This is a genomic window from Streptomyces sp. NPDC023157 (assembly GCF_055560575.1).
This window is the reverse complement of record NZ_JBVHIL010000001.1, coordinates 382,404-401,542: the sequence shown is the minus strand read 5'-3', so window position 1 is coordinate 401,542 and position 19,139 is coordinate 382,404. Positions and strand designations below refer to the sequence as shown.

The window sequence follows — 19,139 nt, the reverse complement described above, 5'->3', positions numbered from 1 at the left end:
ACCGGGCACCCCTGTCGGTGCCCGGACGGCACTCCTCGGGGGTGACCGGACGCCTGCCGAGCACGCCACGGAAGAGAGACCGCATGTCCTGGCTGTCCAGATTCAGCCTCGCGCAACGGGCCCTGATCGGGCTGATGTCCATCGTCGCCATCGTCTTCGGAGCGATAGCGATCCCGCAGCTGAAGCAGCAGCTGTTCCCGTCGATCGAGTTCCCGATGGTCTCGGTCCTCGCCCCCTACCAGGGCGCCTCTCCCGACGTGGTCGAGAAGCAGGTCGTCGAGCCGATCGAGAACGCCCTCAAGGGCGTCGACGGCATCAAGGGCGTCACCTCGACCGCCTCCGAGGGCAGCGCCGTCATCATGGCGAGCTTCGACTACGGCGACGAGTCGACCAAGCAGCTGGTCGCCGACGTCCAGCAGGCCGTGAACCGGGCCCGCGCCCAGCTCCCCGACTCGGTCGACCCGCAGGTCATCGCCGGCTCCACGGACGACATGCCGACCGTGGTCCTCGCCGTCTCCTCGGACAAGGACCCGCAGGCGCTCGCCGACCAGCTGGAGCGCACCGTCGTCCCCGCCCTCGAAGGCATCGACGGCGTCGGCCAGGTCTCCGTCTCGGGCGTCCAGGACCTCCAGGTCTCCGTCACCCCCGACCCGCGCAAGCTGGCCGCGGCCGGCCTGAACACCATGAAGCTGGCCGAGGCCGTCCGCTCCGGCGGCGCCACCCTTCCGGCCGGCGCCTTCTCCGAGGACGGCAAGAGCCGCACCGTCCAGGTCGGCGGCGGCTACACCTCCCTGGAGCAGATCCAGGACCTGCGGATCAAGCCCGAGCAGGGCAAGGCGGTCCGTCTCGGTGACGTGGCCACCGTGAAGCAGGAGGAGTCCCCGCGGGTCTCCCTCACCCGTACCAACGGCAAGCCCAGCCTCGCCGTGTACGCCACCATGGACAAGGACGGCAGCGCCGTCGGCATCTCCGACGCCGTCAAGGACAAGCTGCCGAAGCTGCGTCAGGACCTCGGCTCCGGCGCCGAACTGACCGTCGTCTCCGACCAGGGCCCGGCCGTCGCCAAGTCGATCTCCGGCCTCACCACGGAGGGCATGCTCGGCCTGGTCATGGCCGTCCTGGTGATCCTGGTCTTCCTTGCCTCGATCCGCTCCACCCTGGTCACCGCGGTCTCCATCCCGCTCTCGGTCGTCCTCGCCCTGATCGTGCTGTGGACCCGTGACCTCTCCCTGAACATGCTCACGCTCGGCGCGCTCACCATCGCCATCGGCCGGGTCGTCGACGACTCGATCGTGGTCCTGGAGAACATCAAGCGGCACCTCGCGTACGGCGAGGAGCGCGAGAGCGCGATTCTCACCGCGGTCCGCGAGGTGGCCGGCGCGGTCACCTCCTCGACCCTCACCACGGTCGCCGTCTTCCTGCCGATCGGCCTGACCGGCGGCATGATCGGGCAGCTCTTCGGCTCCTTCTCGCTGACCGTCACGGCGGCCCTGCTCGCCTCGCTGCTCGTCTCCCTGACCGTCGTCCCGGTCCTCTCGTACTGGTTCCTGCGCGCCCCCAAGGGCACCTCGGAGGACCAGGAGGAGGCGCGGCGCCTCGCCGAGGAGAAGGAGAACAAGAGCAGGCTCCAGCGCCTGTACGTGCCGGTGCTGCGGTTCGCCACCCGGCGCCGCCTCACCAGCGTGGCCATCGCCCTCGTGGTGCTCGTGGTCACCTTCGGCATGACCCCGCTCCTGAAGACCAACTTCTTCGACCAGGGCGAGCAGGAGGTCATGACGGTCCGCCAGGAGCTGGCGCCCGGCACCAGCCTGACGGCCGCCGACGAGGCCGCGAAGAAGGTCGAGAAGGTCCTCGCCGGCACGGAGGGCGTCAAGGACTACCAGGTCACCGTCGGCTCCTCCGGCTTCATGGCGGCCTTCGGCGGCGGCACCGGCGCCAACCAGGCCACCTATCAGGTCGCCCTGGAGGACTCCGCCTCGTACGAGAGGATCCACGACAGCGTCGAGGCCGAGCTCGCCAAGCTGGACGGCATCGGTGACACGACGGTCTCCGCCGGCGCCGCCTTCGGCAGCCAGGACCTGAGCGTCGTCGTCAAGGCCACCGACCCGAAGGTCCTCAAGGCCGCCGCCGACCAGGTGAAGACCGCGGTCGGGCAGCTCAAGGACGTCACCGACGTGCAGAGCGACCTGTCGCAGTCGGTCCCGCGGATCTCGGTCCGGCCGAACGCCAAGGCCGCCGACGCCGGCTTCGACGCCACCACCCTCGGCATGATCGTCGGCCAGGCCGTGCACGGCGCCCCCTCCGGCAAGGCGATCCTCGACGACACCGAGCGGGACGTCCTCATCACCTCGGCGAAGCCGGCCACCACGCTCGCCGAGCTGAAGGCGCTGCCGCTGGGCCCGGTGAAGCTGGGCGACATCGCGAGCGTCGAACTGGTCGCGGGCCCGGTCTCCAAGACCCGGATCGACGGCGCCCGCGCGGCGACGGTCACCGCCACCCCGGTCGGCGACAACACCGGAGCGGTCAGCGCCGCGCTGCAGACCAAGCTCAAGGAGCTGAAGCTGCCGGCCGGCGCGACCGCGACCATCGGCGGCGTCTCCGAGGACCAGTCCGACGCCTTCGTCAACCTGTTCCTGGCGATGCTCGCCGCCATCGCGATCGTCTTCATGCTGCTGGTCGCGACCTTCCGCTCGCTGATCCAGCCGCTGATCCTGCTGGTCTCCATCCCGTTCGCGGCGACCGGCGCGCTCGGCCTGCTGGTGGCCACCGGGACCGCGATGGGCGTGCCCGCGCTCATCGGCATGCTGATGCTGATCGGCATCGTGGTCACCAACGCGATCGTCCTGATCGACCTGATCAACCAGTACCGGGCACAGGGCCTGGGCGTCGTCGAGGCGGTAGTCGAGGGCGGCCGGCACCGGCTGCGCCCGATCCTGATGACCGCCCTGGCGACGATCTTCGCCCTGCTCCCGATGGCGCTCGGCATCACCGGTCAGGGCGGCTTCATCGCCCAGCCGCTGGCCGTGGTCGTCATCGGCGGTCTGATCAGCTCGACGCTGCTCACCCTGCTGCTCGTCCCGACCCTCTACGCGATGGTGGAACTCCGCAAGGAGCGCCGCGCGAAGAAGAAGGCGGCGAAGCGGGAGGCGGCGCCCGGCGCCGCGGAGATCCCGCCGCAGGCGAAGGAGCCGGCGGGCGTCTGAGGCCGGACACACGACGGAAGGGGCGCCCCGCGATCACGCGGGGCGCCCCTTCCCGTTCCGTACGGCGAATCGTTACGGCAGCGCCAGCATCCGCTCCAGCGCCAGCTTGGCGAAGGACTCGGTCTCCTGGTCGACCTGGATCTGGTTGACCAGGTTGCCCTCGGCCAGCGACTCCAGGGTCCACACGAGGTGCGGCAGGTCGATCCGGTTCATGGTCGAGCAGAAGCAGACCGTCTTGTCGAGGAAGACGATCTCCTTGTCCTCGGCGGCGAACCGGTTCGCCAGGCGGCGCACCAGGTTCAGCTCGGTGCCGATCGCCCACTTGGAGCCCGCCGGGGCGGCCTCCAGGGCCTTGATGATGTACTCGGTCGAGCCCACGTAGTCCGCGGCGGCGACGACCTCGTGCCGGCACTCGGGGTGGACCAGCACGTTGACGCCCGGGATGCGCTCGCGGACGTCGTTGACCGAGTCCAGCGAGAAGCGCCCGTGCACCGAGCAGTGCCCGCGCCACAGGATCATCTTCGCGTTCCGCAGCTCCTCGACGGTGAGGCCGCCGTTCGGCTTGTGCGGGTTGTAGAGCACGCAGTCGTCCAGGGACATGCCCATGTCGCGCACGGCGGTGTTGCGGCCCAGGTGCTGGTCCGGCAGGAACAGCACCTTCTCGCCCTGCTCGAAGGCCCAGTCCAGGGCCTTCTTCGCGTTGGAGGAGGTGCAGATGGTGCCGCCGTGCTTGCCGGTGAAGGCCTTGATGTCGGCGGAGGAGTTCATGTACGAGACGGGCACGACCTGCTCGGCGACGCCGGCCTCGGTCAGCACGTCCCAGCACTCCGCGACCTGCTCGGCGGTGGCCATGTCGGCCATCGAGCAGCCGGCGGCCAGGTCGGGCAGCACGACCTTCTGGTCGTCCGTCGTCAGGATGTCGGCCGACTCGGCCATGAAGTGCACACCGCAGAAGACGATGTACTCGGCCTCCGGCTTGGCGGCGGCGTCACGGGCCAGCTTGAAGGAGTCCCCGGTGACGTCGGCGAACTGGATGACCTCGTCCCGCTGGTAGTGGTGCCCGAGGACGAAGACCTTGTCCCCCAGCTTCTCCTTGGCGGCGCGGGCACGCTCCACCAGGTCGGGGTCGGACGGCGACGGCAGGTCGCCGGGGCACTCGACGCCGCGCTCGCTCTTGGGGTCGGCCTCGCGGCCGAGGAGCAGCAGGGCGAGCGGCGTCGGCTGGACGTCCAGGGGCTGGGCGGTGGTCACGTCACGCACCCTTTCTACTTCTGCGGTGAGCCTCGAAAAGCCTTTTCGTCTAAATGACGCTATCTATCATAACCGCTTCACGTCACTTTGACGATGGCCATAGTGTCGATGTGACGAATTCGCCTCGCCGTCGCCGCTCCCGCCTTCCGCGCCGGGTGTGCGAGCATGAAAGGGAAAGACGCGCCTCGGCCCGGAATGAATCCGCGGCCCCGACGGTTGCAACCGTCGGCAAGCAGTCTCCGTACCCACCCGGGAGAGAAGCAGATGTCCGTATCGGACGAGAAGACCACTGTCAGCGACGGCATCCTCCTGTCCGACGCCGCCGCGGGAAAGGTCAAGGCCCTCCTCGACCAGGAAGGCCGCGACGACCTCGCGCTGCGCGTCGCCGTTCAGCCCGGCGGCTGCTCCGGCCTGCGTTACCAGCTGTTCTTCGACGAGCGCTCGCTCGACGGTGACGTCGTCAAGGACTTCGACGGCGTCAAGGTCGTCACCGACCGCATGAGCGCCCCCTACCTCGGCGGTGCCTCCATCGACTTCGTCGACACCATCGAGAAGCAGGGCTTCACGATCGACAACCCCAACGCCACGGGCTCCTGCGCCTGCGGCGACAGCTTCAGCTAAGCCGTAGCACCCGAGAGGGCGGCATCCGCACCGCGGATGCCGCCCTCTCGCGCGTCCGTATGGCCCCGCCCCCGCTCACTTCCGGGGCACGGCCTGCCCGCTCGCCCCGTCCACCACCGGCCGGCCGCCCAGCGGCTGCTCCAGGGTCACCGTCTTCGTGACGTCCACGGCGATCGCGATGCAGACCTTGTCCGGGTCGGCCGGCTTCTCCGCGATCCGCACCGTGACCTTCGCCGGGGTCTCCACGGCCGACACCGTGTACGTGCCGCACACCCCGCCCCAGAAGCTCACCGACAGCTTCCGGCCCGCCGGGTCCGTCGTGAACGAGGAGATCTGCCGCTCCGGCGCCGTCCCCGGGTCCGGCGCGGGGGAGGACGTGGCCGGCGGCGTCAGATACCGCGCGTCCACCGCCGTCCGCACCACCGTGTACGGGGCCGTGCCGGGCTTCTCCCGCGCCTCGAACAGCCATGCGGGCACGAGCACCTGCTCGCCGTCCACGTACTGCGCGGCCAGCCCGAACCGGGCGCCGGTCACCGCCACCACGTGCGGCGGCGCCGCGTCGCCCGTCCGGCACGGCAGGCCGGGCCGCTCGCCCGCGGTGCCGTCCGTACCCGCCGGCGGGTCGGTGGCGCAGCCGCCGATCCCGATCGGACCGGTGCCCTTCGAGGCCTTGTTCAGCTCGTCCAGCGCCTTCCGCGCGCCGACCACCGGATACGTGTCGCCCGCCGGCGGCTCCACCAGGCGTCCGCTCCCGGCGACCAGCGAGCCGTCCGGGCCCACGTGGATGCCCGTCGACCAGCCGTACGTGGGCAGGCCGCCCACCACCGGGTCGGCGTTGACCACCCGCACCGAGCCGTTCATCAGCTGCCGCGCGTCCAGCTTGGCGTCGTCCTGGCCGGTCGCCTTGAGCACCGGCGCCACCGCCGCCTTCGCCGCCGCCTCGCTCACCGGGCTGCCACCGCGCGGGGCCTCGGCCTCCCCGGGCGGCGGGCAGGCCTTGCCCTTCAGGCAGGTGTCACCCACCGGGCCGCCCCGGTACTGGCTGTACGTCCAGTTGCCCGGCGCCTTCGCCGAGACGTCCAGGCGCGGCCCGGACTCGTCCCTGTCCGGGCCCAGCCGCCACACGTCGCCCACCAGCTGCGGGGTGCCGGACAGGCCGAGCGCCTTCGCCAGCCGGGTCACGTCGGCCGCGCCGATCCGCCCCTCGGGCCGGTGCACCGCCGCCTCGGGCGGCCCCTGGGGGAGCGGGACCCCGGCCCGGTAGACGGTCCCGCCCGGACCGCCGCCGGGGTCGGGCTCGCCGGGCGCGATCCCGGGGCCGCCGTCGCCCTTCTCATCCAGGTTCAGCGCCGGCGGGGCGGCGGGCGCCGTCCTCGCGCCTTCGCCCCCGCCGGCGGCCGTCGCGGCGTAGTACACGCCACCGCCGCCGGCCAGCAGCACCCCCGCCGCCACCGAGGCGACGAGGAGCGGGCCGCGCTTCCCGGACCGGTTCTCCGTACTGCTCACCGCAGGCTCCTCCTGACCATGGCATCCCACTGGAAGACACCCATGGGACGGGAGAAGCGCTCAGCCGGTTCCGTCGGTGCCGTCGGTCCCGTCCGGTCCGGCCGTCAGGCTCCGTACTCGGAGGTGGCGGCGATCAGCCGGGCCGAGGCGGCCGGCACCTCGACGCCGTGGATGAGCGCGGGGGAGACGGGAGCGGTCCTGGGGGCGGCCGGAGTCACCCAGTGCGGCGCCATCCGTGCACTGTCACCGCACAGCTGCGCAAGACTGAACTCGGACTCCTGAGGCTCACGAGGAGCGGGGTACTGGGTCATGGCCGCACCGTACGCACGCCATCGCTTCGGGGAAAAGCCCTACTCTGGGGTAGTTTCCACTGTTCGGCATGCGGGTCCGCACCCGGTAGCGTGAACTGTCATCACCGTCCTTACCGCAGGAGCGTCCAGCCGTGCGTATCGCAGTCACCGGCTCCATCGCCACCGACCACCTCATGACCTTCCCGGGCCGGTTCGCCGACCAGCTCGTGGCGGACCAGCTCCACACGGTCTCCCTCTCCTTCCTGGTCGACAACCTCGACATCCGCCGCGGCGGCGTCGGCCCCAACATCTGCTTCGGCATGGGCCAGCTCGGCGGCAGCCCGATCCTGGTCGGCGCCGCGGGGTACGACTTCGACGAGTACCGGGGCTGGCTCGACCGCCACGGCGTCGACACCGCCTCCGTGCGCATCTCCGAGGTCCTGCACACCGCCCGCTTCGTGTGCACCACGGACAGCGACCACAACCAGATCGGCTCCTTCTACACCGGCGCCATGAGCGAGGCCCGGCTGATTGAGCTGAAGGCCGTCGCCGACCGCGTGGGCGGCCTCGACCTGGTGCTGATCGGCGCCGACGACCCTGAGGCGATGCTGCGCCACACGGAGGAGTGCCGCACCCGCGAGATCCCCTTCGCGGCCGACTTCTCGCAGCAGATCGCGCGCATGGACGGCGAGGAGATCCGCACCCTCCTCGACGGGGCGACCTACCTCTTCTCCAACGAGTACGAGAAGGGCCTCATCGAGTCCAAGACGGGCTGGACCGAGCAGGAGATCCTGGAGCGCGTCGGCCACCGGGTCACCACCCTCGGCTCCCGCGGCGTCCGCATCGAGCGCGTCGGCGAGCCGGCCATCGAGGTCGGCTGCCCGGAGGAGGACGCCAAGGTCGACCCGACCGGCGTCGGCGACGCCTTCCGGGCCGGCTTCCTGACCGGCCTGTCCTGGGGTGTCGGCCTGGAGCGCGCCGCCCAGGTCGGCTGCATGCTGGCCACCCTGGTGATCGAGACCCTGGGCACCCAGGAGTACACCCTGCGCCGCGCCAACTTCATGGACCGCTTCACCAAGGCCTACGGCGACGAGGCCGCCGCCGAGGTCCAGGCGCACCTCTCCTGAGGTTGTTCCCGAGGTTGTCCTGAAAAAGCCCCCCGGAGCCCCGGCCCGCCGCCCGTACGGCGCGGACCGGGGCTCCGGTGCGTCCGCCCCGGTACGTCAGGAAACCCGCCGCACCACGTACGCCGTGCCGCCCTTCGGCGAGGGCTGCTCGCCCACGTACTCCTGCCCGCGCATCTCGCACCAGGCCGGGATGTCGAGCCGGGCCGCCTCGTCGTCCGACAGGACCGTCACCGTGCCGCCCACCGGTACCGACCCGAACACCTTCGCGAGTTCGATCACCGGGATCGGGCACCGCTTGCCGAGGGCGTCCACCACCAGCGTGCCGGCCACGCCGACGGGCGCCACCACGCTCTCCGGGGCCCCGAGCCGGTCCCGTACCGAGGCGACCGCGCCCGGCAGCACCGCGAGGAAGCGGTCCACGTCCTCCTCGGAGGTGCCCGTCGGCAGCGACACCCGGACGTTGCCCTCGCTCAGCACCCCCATCGCCCGCAGCACATGGCTGGGCGTCAGCGTCGAACTCGTACACGACGAACCGGACGAAACGGAGAAACCCTCCCGGTCCAGCTCGTGCAGCAGCGCCTCCCCGTCGACATAGAGACAGGAGAAGGTCACCAGATGCGGCAGCCGCCGCACCGGATCGCCCACCACCTCCACGTCCGGCACCAGCTCCGGCACCCGCGCCCGGATCCGGTCCACCAGGGCCCGCAGCCGCGCCGCCTCGGCCGCCGCCTCCGCCTGCACCGCCCGCAGCGAGGCCGCCGCCGCCACGATCGCCGGCAGGTTCTCGAAGCCGGGCGCCCGCCCCGACTCCCGCTCGTCCGCCGGGCCCTGCGGGGCGAACCGCACCCCCTTGCGCACCGCGAGCAGCCCGACCCCCGCCGGGCCGCCCCACTTGTGCGCGCTCGCCGCCAGCAGCGACCAGCCCTCCGGCACCGGCCCCCAGCCGAGCGACTGCGCCGCGTCCACGAGCAGCGGTACCCCGGCCGCCCGGCAGGCCGCCGCCACCTCGGCCACCGGCTGCTCGGTGCCCACCTCGTGGTTGGCGGACTGCAGGCAGGCCAGGGCCGTACGGGCGTCCAGCGCCGCCGCGAAGACCCCCGGGTCCACCGCGCCCGACCGCTCCACCGGCACCTCGGTCACCGAGCCGCCCGCCGCCGTGTGGGCCTCGCCCGCGTGCAGCACACAGGAGTGCTCGACCGCCGAGACCACCAGACGGTCCCCGACACGCCGACGCCCGGCGAGCGCCCCGGAGATTCCGGCGTGAACCGCGCGCGTCCCCGAAGGAGTGAAGACGAGCTCGTCCGGACGGCAGCCCACCGCCTCCGCCGCGGCCTCCCGCGCCGCGTCCAGCAGCATCCGGGCCCGCCGCCCCTCCCGGTGGAGCCGGGCCGGATCGGCCCACCCCTCGTCCAGGGAGGCAAGCAGCGCCTGGCGGGCGACGGGGTGCAGCGGGGCGGCGGAAGCGGCGTCGAAGTAGGGCATCCGCCCACGCTAACCCCGACGCGTAAGGCCCCGTCAGATGGCCCGCCCACACCGCCGATCGGCCCTGCGGAACCCACCCCCGGAACGAAGGAGTCCACCCCTTCGGGGACTCCGACGGCGCGTTGGGCACCCTCCCCGCGCGACCCCAAATAGCGTCCAGTAGGGTTTGGTCCGCATAAACATCCAAACCCCTGCCCGCGGCCGGGGCGGCGACCGACCAGCGAGACGGACGGCCGTGTCCGACCAAACGCGGGCCGAGACTCTCGGGAAGGCGCTACGTGAGTCCCAACGGCTCCGACCGCTCGTCGCGGCGCCCGATGCGGCGGAAGCTGCCGCAGGTGCTGACTGCGGGCCTGATCCTGGCGACAGCCACCGGCTGCTCGTACAACTGGGAAGACTTCCCCCGCCTTGGCATGCCCACCCCGGTGACGGAAGAGGCGCCTCGGATCCTCTCCCTCTGGCAGGGCTCGTGGGCGGCAGCGCTCATCACGGGCGTGCTGGTGTGGGGTCTGATCCTGTGGGCGACCATCTTCCACCGGCGCAGCCGCACCAAGGTGGAGGTACCTCCGCAGACCCGGTACAACATGCCGATCGAGGCGCTGTACACGGTCACCCCGCTCATCATCGTCTCCGTGCTCTTCTACTTCACCGCGCGCGACGAGTCGAAGCTCCTCGAGCTCTCCCCGAAGCCGGCCCACACCGTGAACGTGGTCGGCTACCAGTGGAGCTGGGGCTTCAACTACGTCGAGGACGTGCCCGGTGTGAAGGGCGACGCGAAGACGGACATCAACCTCGCGGCCATTCCGGACAAGTACAAGGACGCGTTCCCCGCGAACGCGGGCGGCGTCTACGACGCCGGCATCCCCGGTGACCGGAACCCGCAGACCGGCAACCCGGGCCCGACCCTGTGGCTGCCCAAGGGCGAGAAGGTCCGGTTCGTCCTGACCTCCCGTGACGTCATCCACTCCTTCTGGGTGGTCCCCTTCCTCATGAAGCAGGACGTCATCCCCGGTCACACCAACGCCTTCGAGGTCACCCCGACCCAGGAGGGCACGTTCCTCGGCAAGTGTGCCGAGCTGTGCGGTGTCGACCACTCCCGGATGCTCTTCAACGTCAAGGTGGTCTCTCCGGAGCGCTACCAGCAGCACCTGAAGGAGCTGGCGGAGAAGGGGCAGACCGGCTACATCCCGTCTGGCATTGAGCAGACGGACCCGGCCAGGAATGCGGAGACGAACAAGCTGTGAGCATCCTCAACGAACCCCACGGTGCGGCCGCGGCTGAGGACTCGTACGAGAACGAGCTCCCGGTCCGCCGCAAGCAGCCCGGCAACATCGTGGTGAAGTGGCTTACCACCACCGACCACAAGACGATCGGCACCATGTACCTGGTGACGTCGTTCGTGTTCTTCATCATCGGCGGTCTGATGGCGCTCTTCATGCGCGCCGAGCTTGCCCGTCCGGGCACGCAGATCATGTCGAACGAGCAGTTCAACCAGGCGTTCACCATGCATGGCACGATCATGCTGCTGATGTTCGCCACCCCGCTCTTCGCGGGCTTCGCGAACTGGATCATGCCGCTGCAGATCGGCGCGCCCGACGTGGCGTTCCCGCGGCTGAACATGTTCGCCTACTGGCTGTACCTCTTCGGCTCGATCATCGCCGTCGCCGGCTTCCTCACCCCGCAGGGTGCGGCGGACTTCGGCTGGTTCGCCTACTCCCCGCTGTCGGACGCCGTCCGCTCGCCGGGTGTCGGCGCCGACATGTGGATCATGGGTCTGGCCTTCTCCGGCTTCGGCACGATCCTCGGCTCGGTCAACTTCATCACCACGATCATCTGCATGCGCGCTCCGGGCATGACGATGTTCCGCATGCCGATCTTCACCTGGAACGTCCTGCTGACCGGTGTCCTGGTCCTGCTCGCCTTCCCGGTCCTGGCGGCCGCGCTGTTCGCCCTGGAGGCGGACCGCAAGTTCGGTGCCCACGTCTTCGACGCGGCCAACGGCGGAGCATTGCTCTGGCAACACCTCTTCTGGTTCTTCGGACACCCAGAGGTGTACATCATCGCCTTGCCCTTCTTCGGCATCATCTCCGAGGTCATCCCGGTCTTCAGCCGCAAGCCGATGTTCGGCTACATCGGTCTGGTGGCCGCGACCATCGCGATCGCCGGTCTGTCCGTGACCGTGTGGGCGCACCACATGTACGTCACCGGTGGCGTGCTCCTGCCGTTCTTCTCCTTCATGACGTTCCTCATCGCCGTACCGACCGGCGTGAAGTTCTTCAACTGGATCGGCACGATGTGGAAGGGGTCCCTGTCCTTCGAGACCCCGATGCTCTGGGCCGTCGGCTTCCTGATCACCTTCACCTTCGGTGGTCTGACCGGCGTCATCCTGGCCTCGCCGCCGATGGACTTCCACGTCTCCGACTCGTACTTCGTCGTCGCGCACTTCCACTACGTCATCTTCGGCACCGTGGTCTTCGCGATGTTCTCCGGCTTCCACTTCTGGTGGCCGAAGTTCACCGGCAAGATGCTGGACGAGCGGCTCGGCAAGATGACCTTCTGGACGCTGTTCGTGGGCTTCCACGGCACGTTCCTGGTCCAGCACTGGCTGGGCGCCGAGGGCATGCCGCGTCGTTACGCGGACTACCTCGACGCCGACGGCTTCACGGCGCTGAACACGATCTCGACGATCTCGTCGTTCCTGCTCGGCCTGTCGATGCTGCCGTTCTTCTACAACGTGTGGAAGACCGCCAAGTACGGCAAGAAGGTCGAGGTCGACGACCCGTGGGGCTACGGCCGTTCGCTCGAGTGGGCGACGTCCTGCCCGCCGCCGCGGCACAACTTCCTCACCCTGCCGCGGATCCGTTCGGAATCCCCGGCGTTCGACCTGCACCACCCTGAGATCTCTGCTCTCGACCAGCTCGAGAACAAGGGTCACGAGGTGGCGGCGCTCACCGGCGGCAAGGAGACCGGCAAGTGAAGATCCAGGGCAAGATGTTCATCTGGCTGAGCGTCTTCGTCCTCGCCATGGCGATCCTCTATGGCGTGTGGTCGAAGGAGCCGGTCGGTACGACGGCGCTGTTCCTGGCGTTCGGTCTCTGCATCATGATCGGCTACTACCTGGCCTTCACGGCCCGGCGGGTCGACGCCATGGCGCAGGACGAGAAGGAGGCCGACGTCGCGGACGAGGCCGGCGAGGTGGGCTTCTTCGCCCCCCACAGCTGGCAGCCGCTCTCGCTGGCCATCGGCGGCGCGCTCGCCTTCCTCGCCATCGCGATGGGCTGGTGGCTGCTGTACTTCTCCGCTCCGCTGATCCTGGTCGGCCTCTTCGGCTGGGTCTTCGAGTTCTACCGCGGTGAGAACCAGAACCAGTAGCACCCGCAGTACCCCGTAACACCCCGAGGGGCCCGGTCACTTCGTGCGAACGAAGCGGCCGGGCCCCTCGTTTGCCATGCCCGGCGCGCTGGGACGGAGGATTGTTCTTAACGTGAGGTCATGAACGACACGCCGCGCATTCGGACTGTTCTGAGCTGCACTCTTCTGGCCCTCACCGTCACCGCGGGCGCCACCGCGTGCGCGGGCTCCGGAAACCATCCGCTGTCGGCGAAGCCCTACGACGCGGCGGACGAGATCGCCTTCAACGCCCCGGAGGGGAAGAAGGCCGACCCCGAGAAGCCGCTGGAGATCACGGCCAAGGGCGACGACGGGCGGATCACCGACGTCACCGCCCTGGACGAGTCGGGCCACCACCTGGCCGGCGAGCTCACCGCGGACGGGCGCAAGTGGCGCTCCACGGCCGCGCTGGCGGCCGGCGCCCGGTACACCGTCCAGGTGGCCACGGAGGACGCGGACGGCGCTCCTGGGGCCCGTACGTTCACTTTTGAGACGGCCCCGGCCAAACGGGCCCTCACCGTCACTTTCGGGCCGCAGGCGGGCACGTACGGCGTCGGTCAGCCGATCACCGCCGACCTCAGCCTCCCGGTCAAGGACAGGGCGGCCCGCACGATCGTGGAACGGGCCCTCAAGGTCCGCTCGACGCCCTCCGTGGAGGGCTCCTGGTACTGGGTGGACGACAAGAAGCTGCACTTCCGCCCGAAGGAGTACTGGCCCACGGGCGCCGTCGTCACCGCCACCGGCAACCTGGCCGGCCTCAAGGTGGGCGACAAGCTCTACGGCGGCGACTCCAAGCCGCTCAAGCTCACCATCGGCGACCGGATCGAGGCCGTCACCGACGCCGGCTCGCACTACATGACGGTGCGGCGCAACGGAGAAGTGATCAACACCATTCCGGTGACCACCGGGAAACCGGGCTTCTCCACCCGTAACGGGATCAAAGTGGTGCTCGGCAAGGAGTACTACGTCCGGATGCGGGGCACCAGCATCGGCATCTCGGAGGGCAGCTCCGACTCGTACGACCTGCCCGTCTACTACGCGACCCGGGTGACCTGGAGCGGCGAGTACGTGCACGCCGCGCCGTGGTCCGTCGGCTCCCAGGGCGTCGAGAACGTCAGCCACGGCTGTGTCGGCATGTCGACCGGGAACGCCGCCTGGTTCTACGAGAACGTGCGCCCGGGGGACATCGTCCGCGTCGTCAACAGCGAGGGCGAGATGATGGACACCTTCGGCAACGGCTTCGGCGACTGGAACCTGGACTGGGACAAGTGGCGCAAGGGCAGCGCCCTGGTGGCGGACACCTCGGATCCGACCGCCACCATGGACGCCAAGGCCCGGCTCAGGCCCTCCCTGTAGGCCCCACGGGCCCCCGGGGGCGCCTCAGGCCCCCCGCCGGGCATCGCACAGGCCTCTCAGGCCCCGCAGGACCCTCAGGCGTCGAGGGAGAGCCGCGAACGCAGCAGGGACGCCAGGGACGCCGCGAACTCCACCGGTTCCACCGGAAGAGTGACCGCGGCGTCCGCGCGACTCCAGGTGGCCAGCCAGGCGTCCTGCGGGCGGCCGATCAGCAGCAGGACCGGAGGGCAGTGGAACACCTCGTCCTTGATCTGACGGCACACGCCCATGCCGCCCGCCGGCACCGCCTCGCCGTCCAGCACGCACACGTCGATGCCGCCCTCGTCCAGGGCCGTCAACACGGCGGGCAGCGTCGCGCACTCGACGAACTCGACCGGGGGAACATCGGCCGCGGGCCTGCGACCCGCCGCCAGGCGGACCTGCGCGCGGGTGTTCGCGTCGTCGCTGTAGACCAGGACCGTGGCGCTCGACTGCATCGTTCCTCCGTGAAGGTGGTCGGTCGTTGCGCGGATGCTACTCCGGTCCACACCCCGTCAACACCCGTTCAACACCTGTTCGAAGGGTGCCGGAAGGCGCTTCCGATGGGCCGTTCGGGCAGGACACGCCCCTCGGACACTCCGAACGGCACCCCCCGGAGTGAGGGCGGGATAAGCGACCGACATAATGTCGGTCGTGGCGACAGTAACGACAGTAGAAACAGGGCACGCGCACCCGTCGGTCAATCGACCGAACCTCACCAGCGTCGGAACCATCATCTGGTTGAGCTCCGAGCTGATGTTCTTCGCGGCCCTCTTCGCGATGTACTTCACCCTGCGATCCGTGATGGGCGCCGAGTTCTGGACGGAAAAGGCCTCGGCCTTGAACCTCCCGTTCTCCGCGACGAACACCACGATCCTGGTGCTCTCCTCACTCACCTGCCAGCTCGGCGTCTTCGCCGCGGAGCGGGGCGACGTGAAGAAGCTCAGGTCGTGGTTCATCATCACGTTCGTGATGGGCGCGATCTTCATCGGCGGCCAGGTCTTCGAGTACACCGAGCTGGTCAAGGAGGACGGCCTCTCGCTGTCCTCGGACCCGTACGGCACGGTGTTCTACCTGACCACCGGCTTCCACGGCCTGCACGTGACGGGCGGTCTCATCGCCTTCCTGCTGGTCCTGGGCCGGACGTACGCCGCCAAGAGGTTCACTCACGAGCAGGCAACCGCCGCCATCGTCGTGTCCTACTACTGGCACTTCGTCGATGTCGTCTGGATCGGCCTCTTCGCCACGATCTACTTGATCAAGTAATCGTGCTCCGCCGCTCGCGGCGGGCCACTCATCCAGCAAGCATCGACGCAGAAGATCCTGACACCGGGGTAATCCGTGAAAAAGCTCTCCGCACGACGACGCCATCCGCTGGCGGCGGTCGTCGTCCTACTCCTCGCGCTGGCGGCAACCGGGGGGCTGTACGCCGCGTTCGCGCCCGCGGGCACGGCGAAGGCCGACGAAACCGCCCAGTCCCTCGCCATCGAGGAGGGCAAGAAGCTCTACTCCGTAGGCTGCGCCAGCTGCCACGGGACCGGCGGTCAGGGCACCTCTGACGGCCCGTCCCTGGTCGGCGTGGGCTCGGCGGCCGTGGACTTCCAGGTCGGCACGGGCCGTATGCCGGCTCAGCAGCCGGGTGCCCAGGTCCCGAAGAAGAAGGTCATCTACACGCAGGCTGAGATCGATCAGCTCGCGGCGTACGTGGCGTCCCTCGGTGCCGGCCCGATCGTGCCGACCGAAGGCCAGTACAGCCCTGACGGCGCCGACATCGCCAAGGGCGGCGAGCTCTTCCGCTCCAACTGCGCCCAGTGCCACAACTTCACCGGTGAGGGTGGCGCGCTGACCTACGGCAAGTACGCCCCGAACCTCGAAGGCGTCAGCCCGAAGCACCTCTACGAGGCCATGCAGACCGGCCCGCAGAACATGCCCTCCTTCCCCGACACGACCATGCCGGAGAAGCAGAAGAAGGACATCATCGCCTACGTCCAGGCCGTCAACAGCGACAAGGCCGACAACCCGGGTGGTCTCAAGCTGGGTGGCCTCGGCCCCGTCAGCGAGGGTCTGTTCGCGTGGGTCTTCGGCCTGGGCGCGCTGATCGCAGTTGCCATCTGGGTCGCGGCCCACACCGCTAAGGCCAAGAAGTCATGAGTACCCAAGAGAATCCAGAAGAGAACCTGCCGTCCGAGCAGGACACCGCGCACGGCGCGGTGAAGGTCGCCGACGACCCGTTCGCCGACCCGGGCCTCCCGCCCCACAAGCCGCGCATCCAGGACATCGACGAGCGGGCCGCCCGGCGGTCCGAGCGTGCGGTCGCCTTCATGTTCACGCTGTCGATGCTGGCCACGATCGGCTTCATCGCCTCGTACGTGATCTTCCCGGTGGACAAGATCGTGTACATCTGGCCCTTCGGCCGGGTGTCCGCGCTCAACTTCTCCCTGGGTCTGACCCTGGGTGCGGCCCTGTTCTTCATCGGCGCGGGCGCGGTCCACTGGGCCCGCACCCTGATGTCCGACGTCGAGGTCGCCGACGACCGTCACCCGATGGCGGCCACGCCCGAGGTCAAGGCCAAGGTCATGGCGGACTTCGCGGCCGGTGCCGCCGAGTCCGGCTTCGGCCGGCGCAAGCTGATCCGCAACACGCTGTTCGGCGCGCTGGCCATGGTGCCGCTCTCCGGCATCGTGCTGCTGCGTGACATGGGCCCGCTGCCCGAGAAGAAGCTCCGCTCCACCCTGTGGGCCAAGGGCAAGCTGCTCGTCAACATGAACACGCACGAGCCGCTGCGTCCCGAGGACGTCGCGGTCGGTTCGCTGACCTTCGCGATGCCCGAGGGCCTCTCGGAGCACGACGAGCACTTCCAGACCGAGATCGCCAAGGCCGCCCTGATGATCGTCCGTATCCAGCCGGACGACATCAAGGACAAGCGCGAGCTCGAGTGGTCGCACGAGGGCATCGTCGCCTTCTCGAAGATCTGCACCCACGTCGGCTGCCCGATCTCTCTGTACGAGCAGCAGACGCACCACGTGCTCTGCCCGTGCCACCAGTCCACCTTCGACCTGTCCGACGGCGCCCGAGTCATCTTCGGCCCGGCCGGTCACGCCCTCCCGCAGCTGCGGATCGGCGTGAACGACAAGGGCTTCCTCGAGGCGCACGGCGACTTCGAAGAGCCCGTCGGTCCCGCCTTCTGGGAGCGCGGATGAGCACTGTGACCAATACGCAGAAGAAGGCACCCGCCGGCGAGCGCATCGCCGACTGGGCCGACGGCCGCCTGGGGATCTACACGCTGGCCAAGGCCAACATGCGGAAGATCTTCCCGGACCACTGGTCGTTCATGCTGGGCGAGGTCTGCCTCTACAGCTTCCTCATCATCATCCTGACGGGCGTCTATCTGACGATGTTCTTCCACCCGTCGATGAACGAGGTGGAGTACGTCGGACCGTACGTCCCGCTCCAGGGACAGCTGATGTCCGAGGCGTTCAACTCGACCATGCACATCTCGTTCGAGGTGCGTGGTGGTCTGCTCATCCGGCAGATCCACCACTGGGCGGCGCTGATCTTCCTCGCCGGCATGTTCGTGCACATGATGCGCGTGTTCTTCACCGGCGCGTTCCGCAAGCCGCGTGAGATCAACTGGCTGTTCGGCTTCCTGCTGTTCTTCCTGGGCATGTTCACCGGCTTCACCGGTTACTCGCTCCCGGACGACCTGCTCTCCGGCACCGGTGTGCGCTTCATGCAGGGCGCGATCCTGTCCGTGCCGATCGTCGGCACGTACCTGTCGATGTTCCTGTTCGGCGGGGAGTTCCCCGGCGGCGACTTCGTCGCCCGGTTCTACTCGGCGCACGTGCTGCTGCTGCCGGGCATCATGCTGGGTCTCGTGGTCGCGCACCTCATCCTGGTGTTCGTCCACAAGCACACGCACTTCGAGGGCCCCGGCCGTACGAACAAGAACGTCGTCGGCATGCCGCTGCTGCCGGTGTACATGGCGAAGGCCGGAGGCTTCTTCTTCCTGGTCTTCGGTGTCATCGCGGTCATCGCGGCGATCGCCTCGATCAACCCGATCTGGGCCATCGGCCCGTACCGCCCGGACCAGGTGTCCACCGGCGCCCAGCCCGACTGGTACATGGGCTTCGCCGAGGGTCTGATCCGTGTCATGCCGGGCTGGGAGATCAACCTGTGGGGCCACACGCTGGTCCTCGGCGTGATGATCCCGCTGGCGATCTTCCCGGCGGTGCTCGGCGCGATCGCGGTCTACCCGTTCATCGAGTCCTGGATCACGGGCGACAAGCGTGAGCACCACATCGCGCAGCGCCCGCGCAACGCTCCGACGCGCACCGCCTTCGGTGTCGCCTGGATCACCGCGTACATGATCATGCTCGTCGGTGGCGGCAACGACCTCTGGGCCACGCACTTCCACCTGTCGATCAACTCGATCACCTGGTTCGTCCGGATCTTCTTCTTCGCCGGACCGGTCATCGCCTTCGTCGTCACCAAGCGCATCTGCCTCGGCCTCCAGCGCCGGGACAAGGACAAGGTGCTGCACGGACGCGAGTCCGGCATCATCAAGCGCCTGCCGCACGGTGAGTTCGTCGAGGTCCACCAGCCGCTCAGCCAGGGTGAGCTGCACCGCCTCACGGCGCACGAGCAGTACGACGCCGCGGCCCTGCCGCCGGCCGTCGACGAGAACGGCGTGGAGCGCAAGATCGGGCGTATGGAGAAGCTCCGGGTCAAGCTCAACAAGGGCTACTACGGCGCGGACAACCAGATCGTCAAGCCCACCGCCGAGGAGTACAAGGAGATCACGAGCGGCCACGGCCACCACTGATCATCTGACCTCCTGAAGCAGGTCGCCACGGCGAGAGCCCCGTCCATTCGATGGACGGGGCTCTTTGCCGTTC

The 19,139-nt window shown here is 69.2% G+C and carries 16 protein-coding genes; 11 read left to right on the top strand and 5 right to left on the bottom strand.

From position 1 onward, the window contains the following. The first annotated feature begins 83 nt into the window (after positions 1–83). Complete coding sequence (locus ACZ3ZE_RS01875) at positions 84–3,203, top strand: efflux RND transporter permease subunit (RefSeq protein ID WP_361163942.1); 3,120 nt, start codon at positions 84–86, stop codon at positions 3,201–3,203. Between the two features lie 72 nt (positions 3,204–3,275). Here the strand turns inward: ACZ3ZE_RS01875 and nadA are convergent, their stop codons facing one another. Beyond that, positions 3,276–4,463 (bottom strand): quinolinate synthase NadA, encoded by a 1,188-nt coding sequence (nadA, locus tag ACZ3ZE_RS01870; RefSeq protein WP_361163944.1) that lies wholly within the window; start codon positions 4,461–4,463, stop codon positions 3,276–3,278. A 255-nt stretch (positions 4,464–4,718) separates the two neighbouring features. On the opposite strand from nadA, the gene ACZ3ZE_RS01865 reads away from it, so the two are divergent. Further along, positions 4,719–5,075 carry a HesB/IscA family protein gene (locus tag ACZ3ZE_RS01865; RefSeq protein WP_205375817.1) on the top strand — a complete coding sequence of 119 codons (357 nt, stop codon included), beginning with the start codon at positions 4,719–4,721 and terminating at the stop codon, positions 5,073–5,075. A gap of 75 nt (positions 5,076–5,150) precedes the next feature. On the opposite strand, the gene ACZ3ZE_RS01860 is transcribed toward ACZ3ZE_RS01865, so the two are convergent. Together ACZ3ZE_RS01860 and ACZ3ZE_RS01855 are read right to left on the bottom strand one after the other, a co-directional pair. Beyond that, complete coding sequence (locus ACZ3ZE_RS01860) at positions 5,151–6,581, bottom strand: hypothetical protein (protein WP_467256997.1); 1,431 nt, start codon at positions 6,579–6,581, stop codon at positions 5,151–5,153. Between the two features lie 104 nt (positions 6,582–6,685). Next, positions 6,686–6,892 (bottom strand): hypothetical protein, encoded by a 207-nt coding sequence (locus tag ACZ3ZE_RS01855; protein ID WP_361163948.1) that lies wholly within the window; start codon positions 6,890–6,892, stop codon positions 6,686–6,688. Between the two features lie 131 nt (positions 6,893–7,023). On the opposite strand from ACZ3ZE_RS01855, the gene ACZ3ZE_RS01850 reads away from it, so the two are divergent. Further along, the gene (locus tag ACZ3ZE_RS01850; protein WP_361163950.1) at positions 7,024–7,998 is read left to right on the top strand and encodes a carbohydrate kinase family protein; all 975 of its coding nucleotides are present in this window, start codon (positions 7,024–7,026) and stop codon (positions 7,996–7,998) included. Between the two features lie 96 nt (positions 7,999–8,094). Here ACZ3ZE_RS01850 and ACZ3ZE_RS01845 read toward each other — a convergent pair whose 3' ends face one another. Further along, positions 8,095–9,480, bottom strand: coding sequence for an aminotransferase class V-fold PLP-dependent enzyme (locus tag ACZ3ZE_RS01845; protein WP_467256995.1), 1,386 nt, complete (start codon positions 9,478–9,480; stop codon positions 8,095–8,097). Positions 9,481–9,758: 278 nt separating this feature from the next. On the opposite strand from ACZ3ZE_RS01845, the gene ctaC reads away from it, so the two are divergent. From ctaC to ACZ3ZE_RS01825, 4 genes are all read left to right on the top strand, one after another. Then, positions 9,759–10,724 (top strand): aa3-type cytochrome oxidase subunit II, encoded by a 966-nt coding sequence (gene ctaC, locus ACZ3ZE_RS01840; RefSeq protein WP_361163954.1) that lies wholly within the window; start codon positions 9,759–9,761, stop codon positions 10,722–10,724. Next, positions 10,721–12,457, top strand: a complete 1,737-nt coding sequence (gene ctaD, locus ACZ3ZE_RS01835) for an aa3-type cytochrome oxidase subunit I (protein WP_361163956.1) — start codon at positions 10,721–10,723, stop codon at positions 12,455–12,457. Before ctaC ends, ctaD begins: the two co-directional genes overlap by 4 nt. Continuing rightward, the gene (locus ACZ3ZE_RS01830) at positions 12,454–12,852 is read left to right on the top strand and encodes a cytochrome c oxidase subunit 4 (RefSeq protein WP_361163958.1); all 399 of its coding nucleotides are present in this window, start codon (positions 12,454–12,456) and stop codon (positions 12,850–12,852) included. Before ctaD ends, ACZ3ZE_RS01830 begins: the two co-directional genes overlap by 4 nt. A gap of 120 nt (positions 12,853–12,972) precedes the next feature. Next, the gene (locus ACZ3ZE_RS01825; protein WP_361163960.1) at positions 12,973–14,226 is read left to right on the top strand and encodes a L,D-transpeptidase; all 1,254 of its coding nucleotides are present in this window, start codon (positions 12,973–12,975) and stop codon (positions 14,224–14,226) included. 74 nt (positions 14,227–14,300) lie between these two features. Here the strand turns inward: ACZ3ZE_RS01825 and ACZ3ZE_RS01820 are convergent, their stop codons facing one another. Next, complete coding sequence (locus ACZ3ZE_RS01820) at positions 14,301–14,702, bottom strand: response regulator transcription factor (RefSeq protein ID WP_361163962.1); 402 nt, start codon at positions 14,700–14,702, stop codon at positions 14,301–14,303. A 187-nt stretch (positions 14,703–14,889) separates the two neighbouring features. On the opposite strand from ACZ3ZE_RS01820, the gene ctaE reads away from it, so the two are divergent. The 4 genes from ctaE to qcrB all read left to right on the top strand — a co-directional run bounded on the left by ctaE (position 14,890) and on the right by qcrB (position 19,066). Beyond that, positions 14,890–15,510, top strand: coding sequence for an aa3-type cytochrome oxidase subunit III (ctaE, locus tag ACZ3ZE_RS01815; RefSeq protein ID WP_046908945.1), 621 nt, complete (start codon positions 14,890–14,892; stop codon positions 15,508–15,510). 75 nt (positions 15,511–15,585) lie between these two features. Then, complete coding sequence (gene qcrC, locus ACZ3ZE_RS01810) at positions 15,586–16,395, top strand: cytochrome bc1 complex diheme cytochrome c subunit (RefSeq protein ID WP_361163965.1); 810 nt, start codon at positions 15,586–15,588, stop codon at positions 16,393–16,395. Then, on the top strand, positions 16,392–17,444 hold the full coding sequence (gene qcrA / locus ACZ3ZE_RS01805) for a cytochrome bc1 complex Rieske iron-sulfur subunit (protein WP_361163967.1): 1,053 nt from the start codon (positions 16,392–16,394) through the stop codon (positions 17,442–17,444). Before qcrC ends, qcrA begins: the two co-directional genes overlap by 4 nt. Next, entirely contained in the window at positions 17,441–19,066 is a 1,626-nt protein-coding gene (qcrB, locus tag ACZ3ZE_RS01800) for a cytochrome bc1 complex cytochrome b subunit (protein ID WP_361163969.1), read from the top strand. Before qcrA ends, qcrB begins: the two co-directional genes overlap by 4 nt. Positions 19,067–19,139 lie beyond the last annotated feature (73 nt).